The sequence below is a fragment of the Nonomuraea sp. NPDC049784 genome, from assembly GCF_040659615.1.
Lineage (GTDB): Bacteria > Actinomycetota > Actinomycetes > Streptosporangiales > Streptosporangiaceae > Nonomuraea.
The window spans coordinates 1-6,951 of record NZ_JBFAMX010000544.1 but is presented as its reverse complement, the minus strand read 5'-3'; the positions used below and the strand labels follow the sequence as shown (position 1 = coordinate 6,951).

7 protein-coding genes are annotated in these 6,951 nt (G+C 66.6%); 2 read left to right on the top strand and 5 right to left on the bottom strand.

Annotated features, from left to right (window positions below):
- The coding region (locus tag AB0J09_RS51240; RefSeq protein WP_360708833.1) for a transposase at nt 1–138 on the top strand (138 nt) is incomplete at its 5' end.
- 159 nt (nt 139–297) lie between these two features.
- On the opposite strand, the gene AB0J09_RS51235 is transcribed toward AB0J09_RS51240, so the two are convergent.
- From AB0J09_RS51235 to AB0J09_RS51220, 4 genes are all read right to left on the bottom strand, one after another.
- Nucleotides 298–1,149, bottom strand: coding sequence for a hypothetical protein (locus tag AB0J09_RS51235; protein ID WP_360708830.1), 852 nt, complete (start codon nt 1,147–1,149; stop codon nt 298–300).
- 148 nt (nt 1,150–1,297) lie between these two features.
- Nucleotides 1,298–2,983, bottom strand: coding sequence for a ribonuclease J (locus AB0J09_RS51230; RefSeq protein WP_360708827.1), 1,686 nt, complete (start codon nt 2,981–2,983; stop codon nt 1,298–1,300).
- 54 nt (nt 2,984–3,037) lie between these two features.
- A complete protein-coding gene (dapA, locus tag AB0J09_RS51225) occupies nt 3,038–3,955 on the bottom strand; it encodes a 4-hydroxy-tetrahydrodipicolinate synthase (RefSeq protein ID WP_360708825.1) in 918 nt (305 codons plus the stop codon).
- A 563-nt stretch (nt 3,956–4,518) separates the two neighbouring features.
- A complete protein-coding gene (locus AB0J09_RS51220) occupies nt 4,519–4,680 on the bottom strand; it encodes a GNAT family N-acetyltransferase (protein ID WP_360708822.1) in 162 nt (53 codons plus the stop codon).
- 56 nt (nt 4,681–4,736) lie between these two features.
- Between AB0J09_RS51220 and AB0J09_RS51215 the strand changes: the two genes are divergently transcribed.
- Nucleotides 4,737–6,202, top strand: a protein-coding gene (locus AB0J09_RS51215; RefSeq protein ID WP_360708820.1) for an IS3 family transposase whose coding sequence is annotated in 2 segments (ribosomal slippage) — nt 4,737–5,124 and nt 5,124–6,202 — 1,467 coding nt in all. Because the reading frame shifts where the segments join, the coding sequence is not laid out codon by codon here.
- Nucleotides 6,203–6,208: 6 nt separating this feature from the next.
- Here the strand turns inward: AB0J09_RS51215 and AB0J09_RS51210 are convergent.
- Nucleotides 6,209–6,547: a GNAT family N-acetyltransferase gene (locus AB0J09_RS51210; protein WP_360708817.1), complete on the bottom strand. Its 339-nt coding sequence runs from the start codon at nt 6,545–6,547 to the stop codon at nt 6,209–6,211.
- Between the last annotated feature and the right edge of the window lie 404 nt (nt 6,548–6,951).

Sequence of the window (6,951 nt, the reverse complement as noted above, 5' to 3'; positions counted from 1 at the left end):
AAGGAATACAGCGCTCACGTCCGCCAGTACCTGTGGGGCGGGCATTTCTGGTCCGGCTCCTACTTCGCCGCAAGCGTGGGCGGCGCACCGCTCACAGTCCTCAAGCAGTACATCGAACAGCAGAAACGACCCGTGTGAGCTGACCTGCTCACCGACGCGGAAGGCTAGAGCACGCTCGCACCCTACCAGGCACTCCCGCGTGAGCCTTCACCCCCGGCGTGAACGCCGGAGCACTGGCCCACAGTTCGGTAGAGTGCACGTGTCGCGTGAACCACGCCATCACGGGGTAGCGCGAAGTCATCGGAGGTGGTGCCGATGAAGGCGCTGCCCTCTCGCTCGGGCGCTGTACTTCAGGTCTCCCAATGCGAGGACCTTCGTCGGGCTCATCCAGCCCTGCGAGGGCTTGTGAAGCGCCCAGCCGTCGCCGAGGGCGACTGCGGCGTGTTGCACGGCTCCATCGGCACTCCGCCAAACCAGGACGGTCCCCGGCTCGTCGTCGTGTCCTCCCTTCGCGGTGTGCTGTGCGAGCCAGTCTTCGAACGGCTCGCGGAGCATCCACACGTCCTCCGCGCCCCCGACACCGCACGCCGCCATCACCGTGCCAAAGCAGTTCGGGCCGCTCTGGCTGGGGACGGTCCCGGCAAGGCGACGCGCCCCCGGAAGCGTGGAGGCGATGGCACTCCACGTAGCAGGGGCAACGTCACCATGTTGGCTGGGGCGGCGTCCCTTCTCGACGTACTTGACGACTGTCTCGACCTCACGTCCGGCGATCGAGGTGGGCCAACGGTGCGGCGCGGGTTGGCTTCGCCTGACCGAGGCCAGCAGTCGACGCGCGTCCGCCTCCGACACCCACACGAGCGCTGACGAACCCAAGTCGTAGAGGCAGAAGGTGTCCCTGACTTCGGGCGTGAGCCGGCTCCGGTCATCATCGAGATTGAGTGAGTGTGCGAGATCCAGCGGGATCACTAACGGCTGCACCTGCGGCGCGAACCACCCGAGCCACCGGTCAAGCAGGTCGCCGGACACCTCGATACCCAACACGAGCATGACGTCATCCTGAACTCCGGCCAGGACACGAGCGGCCAAGAAACGATCGGCTGCCCGGACGCGGGTGTCTGACATGTCGTTGAAACCGCCAGTCTGTTCCACCAGCCAATGTCGTGTCCACCCGCTTGTACCGCGACAGCTCGCGGTCCGGCTGCACGACCCAAGCCGCAGCCGAAGTGGGATGAGCGACACACGCCTGCGCCCCCCAGAGGTACGGCAGGTTAGAAGTCCTGCCGTACCATCCGGAGACTCAGACCTCGAGCACCACAGGGATGATCATGGGTCGGCGGCGGTAAGTGTCGCTTACCCAGCGCCCCACGGTGCGGCGGACCACCCGGCGGATCTCCTGCATGTCGACCACCCCGTCCGCGGCCTTCTCCTCGAGGGCACGCTGGATCTGCGGGATGAACTCCTCGAACTGGAGGGGATCGATGCCGGAGCCACGCGCATGGATCTCGGGGCCCGCGGTGAGCTTGCCCGTGTTGGAGTCGACCACGACGACCACGGAGATGAACCCCTCGTCGCCGAGGATCCTACGGTCCTTCAACGAGGTGTCGGTGATCTCCCCGACGGACGAGCCGTCGACGTAGACGTAGCCGGCGTGAACCGCACCGACGATCTTCGCCCGGCCGTCGACCAGGTCCACCACGACCCCGTCCTCGGCGATCACGATGTGGTCCTCAGGCACACCGGTGAGAGCGGCCAGCTTGGCGTGTGCGCGCAGATGGCGCCATTCGCCGTGTACGGGCATGAAGTTCGACGGGCGTGTCAGGTTCAGCACGTACAGGAGCTCGCCGGCGGCCGCGTGGCCGGAGACGTGCACCTTGGCGTTGCCCTTGTGCACGACGCGGGCGCCCCACCTGGTCAGCCCGTTGATCACCTTGTTGACCGCGGTCTCGTTCCCTGGCACCAGCGACGAGGCCAGGAGCACGGTGTCGCCTTCGGCGATGCGGATCGGATGATCACGGTTGGCCATCCTGGAGAGCGCCGCCATGGGCTCGCCCTGGGAGCCGGTGCAGACCAGCACCACGTCCTCCGGAGGCCACTGCTCGATGTCGCGCGAGTCGACGATCAACTCCGGCGGCACCTTGAGATACCCGAGGTCGCGGGCCACGCCCATGTTGCGCACCATCGAACGGCCGACCAGGGCGACCTTGCGACTGTGCTTGGCGGCGGCGTCCATCACCTGCTGGATGCGGTGCACGTGTGAGGCGAAGCTCGCCACGATGACCCGCTGCTCGGAAGTGCGGATCACCTCATCGATGACCGGCCCGATCTCGCGCTCGCTGGTGACGAATCCCGGCACCTCGGCGTTGGTCGAGTCGGACATCAGCAGGTCGACGCCCTCGGTGCCGAGCCTGGCGAAGCCGCCGAGGTCGGTGAGACGGCCGTCGCTCGGCAGCTGGTCCATACGGAAGTCGCCGGTGTGCAGGACTATGCCCGCAGGCGTCCTGATGGCGACGGCCAGCGCGTCGGGGATCGAGTGATTGACCGCGAGGAACTCGCAGTCGAACGGCCCGAAGGTGTGCCGTTCGCCCTCGATGACCTCGAGCTTGGCCGGCTGGATCCTGTGCTCGGTGAGCTTGGCCTCGATCAGCGCAAGCGTGAGCCTGGATCCGATGAGCGGAATATCGCGCCGCTCGCGCAGCAGGTACGGCACCGCCCCGATGTGGTCTTCGTGGGCGTGCGTGAGCACCACGGCTTCGACGTCGTCGAGCCGGTCTCTGATGTATTCGAAGTCGGGCAGGATGAGGTCGACACCCGGCTGATCGGGCTCGGGGAAGAGTACCCCGCAGTCGACGATCAGCAGGCGGCCGTCGTATTCGAAGACGGCCATGTTCCTGCCGATCTCCCCCAACCCGCCGAGCGCGACGATGCGCAACCCGCCCTCGGGCAGTGTCGGCGGGGGGCCAAGCTCAGGATGCGGATGGCTCATACCTGGCCCCCATGGTCAGATCGTGTTCTCAAAACTCCCGGTTCCTCCCCGTTCCTATGCGTCTGTCAACTTCACCCCGCCGGCTACCAGGCAAGCACGCAGCTCGGCGATTTGCTTCTCTGTCGCGTCCACGAGCGGCAGTCGTACCGACCCCACTGGGACACCCACCATGCTCAGTGCCGCCTTCGCCATGATCGCGCCTCCCGCGCGCAGCATGATCCCGTCCACCACGGGGGCCACCTGGCCGTGGATGGCCAGGGCCTCGGCGACGTCGCCGTTCTTGTGCAGGTGGATCATGCGCGCCAGCTCGGCGCCCACCACATGTCCGACGACGCTGACGAACCCGGCCGCACCGAGGGAGAGCCAGGCCAGGTTGAGCAGGTCGTCGCCGGAGTAAAAGACGAGATCGGTCGCGACCATCACCTGGCTGGCGGCGAACAAGTCGCCCTTCGCGTCCTTTACAGCCACGATGCGTTCGTGCTGCGCCAGCCGGATCAGGGTCTCAGTCTTAATCGGCACGCCACTGCGCCCTGGAATGTCGTACAGCATCACCGGAAGGCCGGTCGCGTCGGCGACGGCGGTGAAGTGCTGATACAGCCCCTCTTGCGGAGGCTTGTTGTAGTAAGGCGTCACCACCAACAGGCCGTGCGCGCCGGCACGTGCCGCCTGCTTCGCGAGCTCGACACTGTGGCGGGTGTCGTTGGTGCCCGCCCCTGCCACCACGGTCGCGCGGTCGCCGACCGCATCGAGGACGGTGCTGACGATGCGCTGCTTTTCCTCATCCGTGGTGGTAGGCGACTCACCGGTCGTCCCGTTGACGATCAAGCCGTCGTTCTGCTGTTCGTCCACCAGATACGTGGCAAGACGTCGCACAGCCACATAATCAACCTCGCCGTCGGGGGTGAACGGCGTGACCATCGCGGTCAGCATGCGACCGAAGGGTGCGTCTGTGGTTCCAGTTGGCGATGCCATAGTGCGAACGCTACCTGGATTCAGAAATTCCTTGGACGCCGCCACCCCGCTTCGCCTGCCTTGAGGCGCCTTTTGCCCCGCTTCGCGGGCATCCCGGAGGCTTCCCTCAAGACGACATCCCCCTCACCTAGGCCCTCCGGCTGCCGCGAGGCATTTCGTACGGATCAAGCCTATGCCCGGCGGAGTTCCACCCAAAAGAGCCGCTCGTACCACAGTGCCCGACAAACCACAGCGCACGCAACGCCTGGCTACCACCGCCAGAACCCCAGCGGACAGCGGAAGCGGCCCACCCGCAATCACGGCACCGGGCAGGCCGACGTGGGCGCTGCTTCTGATCATCGCTGCTCCGTGCCGTCGCGGGCACCGGACGACAGCGTCGCAACCGGTGCACCTCCGCCGCCGCGCCGTGGACGCCGGATGCAGGCATCGCGGCTGCTGTGCCGGCCGGCCACACCTTGTTCCACGGGTGGGCGCCACAGCCACTACGCTCGGCAGGCTTTGACGGGCGCGCCCGCTACGCACACAAGATCCCGCCATGCTTTGCGGACTCTTCTGGGAAGTCCCTACTTCGGCAGTTCGATCTGGTACCGGATGAAGCCTCGGTTTTCGGCCACTTTGTCGTACAAGCTGCGTGCCGTGGTGTTGGACTCGTGCGTGTTCCAGTAGACGCGTGAGCAGCCGCATTCACGGGCCCAATCCCTCTCTGTCAGACTCTCGTGAGACATGGGGACGAAGTAGTCTTCTGTGACTCAAGCAGGGCGAGAACAGGATCTTTCAGACAGTGACCTTGACCGTGGCCGACCTTCGCGGGGATCTCACCGATGATGGTGAGGTGGGCAAGGATGACAGACCTCGATCGGATCGGCCGAAGCGGCGCTCGTTCACGCCGGAGTACAAGCTGGCGATGGTCGAGGCCTACGACGCGGCGACCGAGCCGGGCGCCAAGGGCGCGTTGCTGCGCCGCGAGGGGCTGTATCACTCCCACATCATCGAGTGGCGCAAGGCCCGCGACGCGGGAGCGTTGAACGCGTTGGCGGCCAAGCCGTCCGGCCCGAAGACGCGCAAGAGCGAGGCGGAGAAGGAGAACGAGCGGCTGCGGGCGCGGGCGGAGAAGGCCGAACGCGAGTTGGCCAAGACCAAGGCAGCGCTGGACATCATGGGAAAGGCGCACGCGCTCTTGGAACTGCTCTCCGAGAGCGCGGACAACGACGCGCCGCCCAGGAAGTGATCGACGAGGCGTTCACCGCACTGGAGCCCGTGCTTGGCGTGACCGCAGCGTGCGCGTTGTCGGGCAAGTCGCGGGCCACCGTGCACCGCCACCGCCACCCCGCGCCGGTGGTGCTCGGGCCGCGCCCGGCGCCGGCGCCGCATCCGGCGGCGCTGAGCGAGCAGGAGCGGGCGAAGGTGCTGGCCGTCTTACGCTCGGCCCGGTTCGTCGACAAGGCACCGGCGCAGGTGTGGGCCACGCTGCTGGACGAGGGCGTTTACCTGTGTTCGATCTCCACGATGTATCGGCTGCTGCGCGGGTGCGGTGAGGTGCGCGAGCGCCGGCGGCAGGCGACTCATGCGGCCCGGGTGCGGCCCGAGCTGGTCGCCCGAGCTCCGTCGGAGGTGTTCACCTGGGATATCACCAAGCTGAAGACAGCGGTCAAGGGCGTCTACTACGACCTCTACGTCATGATCGACATCTATTCGCGCTACGTCGTGCACTGGGAGGTCCACGCCCGCGAGAACGCCGAGCTGGCCGAACAGTTCATCGCCGCGGCCATCCGCGCCAACGGCGGCCAGGCGCCCGCGCACGTTCACGCCGATCGGGGCACCTCGATGACCTCCAAGCCGGTCGCGGCGCTGCTCGCCGACTTGAACATCACGCAAAGCCACAGCCGGCCGCGGGTGTCCAACGACAATCCGTACTCCGAGGCGCAGTTCCGGACGCTGAAGTACTGCCCGGCCTTCCCCGAGCGCTTCGGCTCTATCGCCCACGCCCGCGCCTTCTGCACCGAGTTCTTCGCCTACTACAACCACGAGCATCGGCATTCGGGCATAGGCCTGCACACCCCGGCCTCGGTCCATCTGGGCACTGCCGGCCAGATCCGGGCTGAGCGCGCCCGGACGCTCCAGGCCGCCTACACCGCCAACCCCGGCCGGTTCCGCCGCAAGCCCACTCCGCCCAGCCTTCCCACAGCCGTCTGGATCAACGAACCTGCCAAGGAGGAAACCAGCTCCGATACAGAACAAGTCGCCTGAAACGTCTCAAACGGTTTGACAGTTACCGCAATCGGTCACGGCCTCGATCAATGCGCGGGCCACGCCTCTGCCTCGAGCCTCTGGAGCGGTGAACAGGTCCTGGAGGTAGCACACGTCGGTGTCGGGGGCGGAGGTGTTCGCGTGGGTGAAGAAATGGGTGATGCCGACGAGTTTGCCGTCCAACCTCGCGCCGAAGGCGTGCACGCGGGTGTCCGCTTGGAACTCGTGCCATGCGCGGTCGTACATCTCGTCCGGCTCGACTCGCTGGTAGAAGTCGATGTACGCGCGGAACAAGCCCTCCCACGTGTCCCGGTCGGACGGAAGGAGCTTGCCGATGTCGATCATGAAATTTCCTCTTGCTCGTGCAATCTGAAGGTGTGCAGGTCGGGTGTGGTGTGGCTCGGAGGTTCAGGGAGGTTCGAGGCCACAACATAGGAGAAAGTGGCTCTCCGAGGTACGGCCACTCCGCGGCCGTATCAGGGGACCACTGGTGCGGCCTCTGTTGCCGGGCTCTGGTCGTCCTTGCGAGACTTCCGCGCTGCCGGGCTCCAGTGGGCACGCGCGACGTCCGTCGCCAAGCTCAGCTCAGCTCAGCAACCTCAGCCAGCGGCACTCCCAGCCAGGCATCGGCACCACGACCCGACAGCGAGCCCGAGCAGACAACGAGCCCGAGCGGATAGGAGGCCGAGGGGATAGAAGGCCGAGCCGTCAGCGAGCTCGAGCGCGCAGCGGACCCGAGCGGACAGCGG

Excerpts from the sequence above, each read along its gene's own strand:
- dapA (WP_360708825.1), bottom strand. The coding sequence starts at position 3,955 with ATGGCATCGCCAACTGGAACCACAGACGCACCCTTCGGTCGCATGCTG.
- AB0J09_RS51230 (WP_360708827.1), bottom strand. The coding sequence starts at position 2,983 with ATGAGCCATCCGCATCCTGAGCTTGGCCCCCCGCCGACACTGCCCGAG.
- AB0J09_RS51210 (WP_360708817.1), bottom strand. The coding sequence starts at position 6,547 with ATGATCGACATCGGCAAGCTCCTTCCGTCCGACCGGGACACGTGGGAG.
- AB0J09_RS51220 (WP_360708822.1), bottom strand. The coding sequence starts at position 4,680 with ATGTCTCACGAGAGTCTGACAGAGAGGGATTGGGCCCGTGAATGCGGC.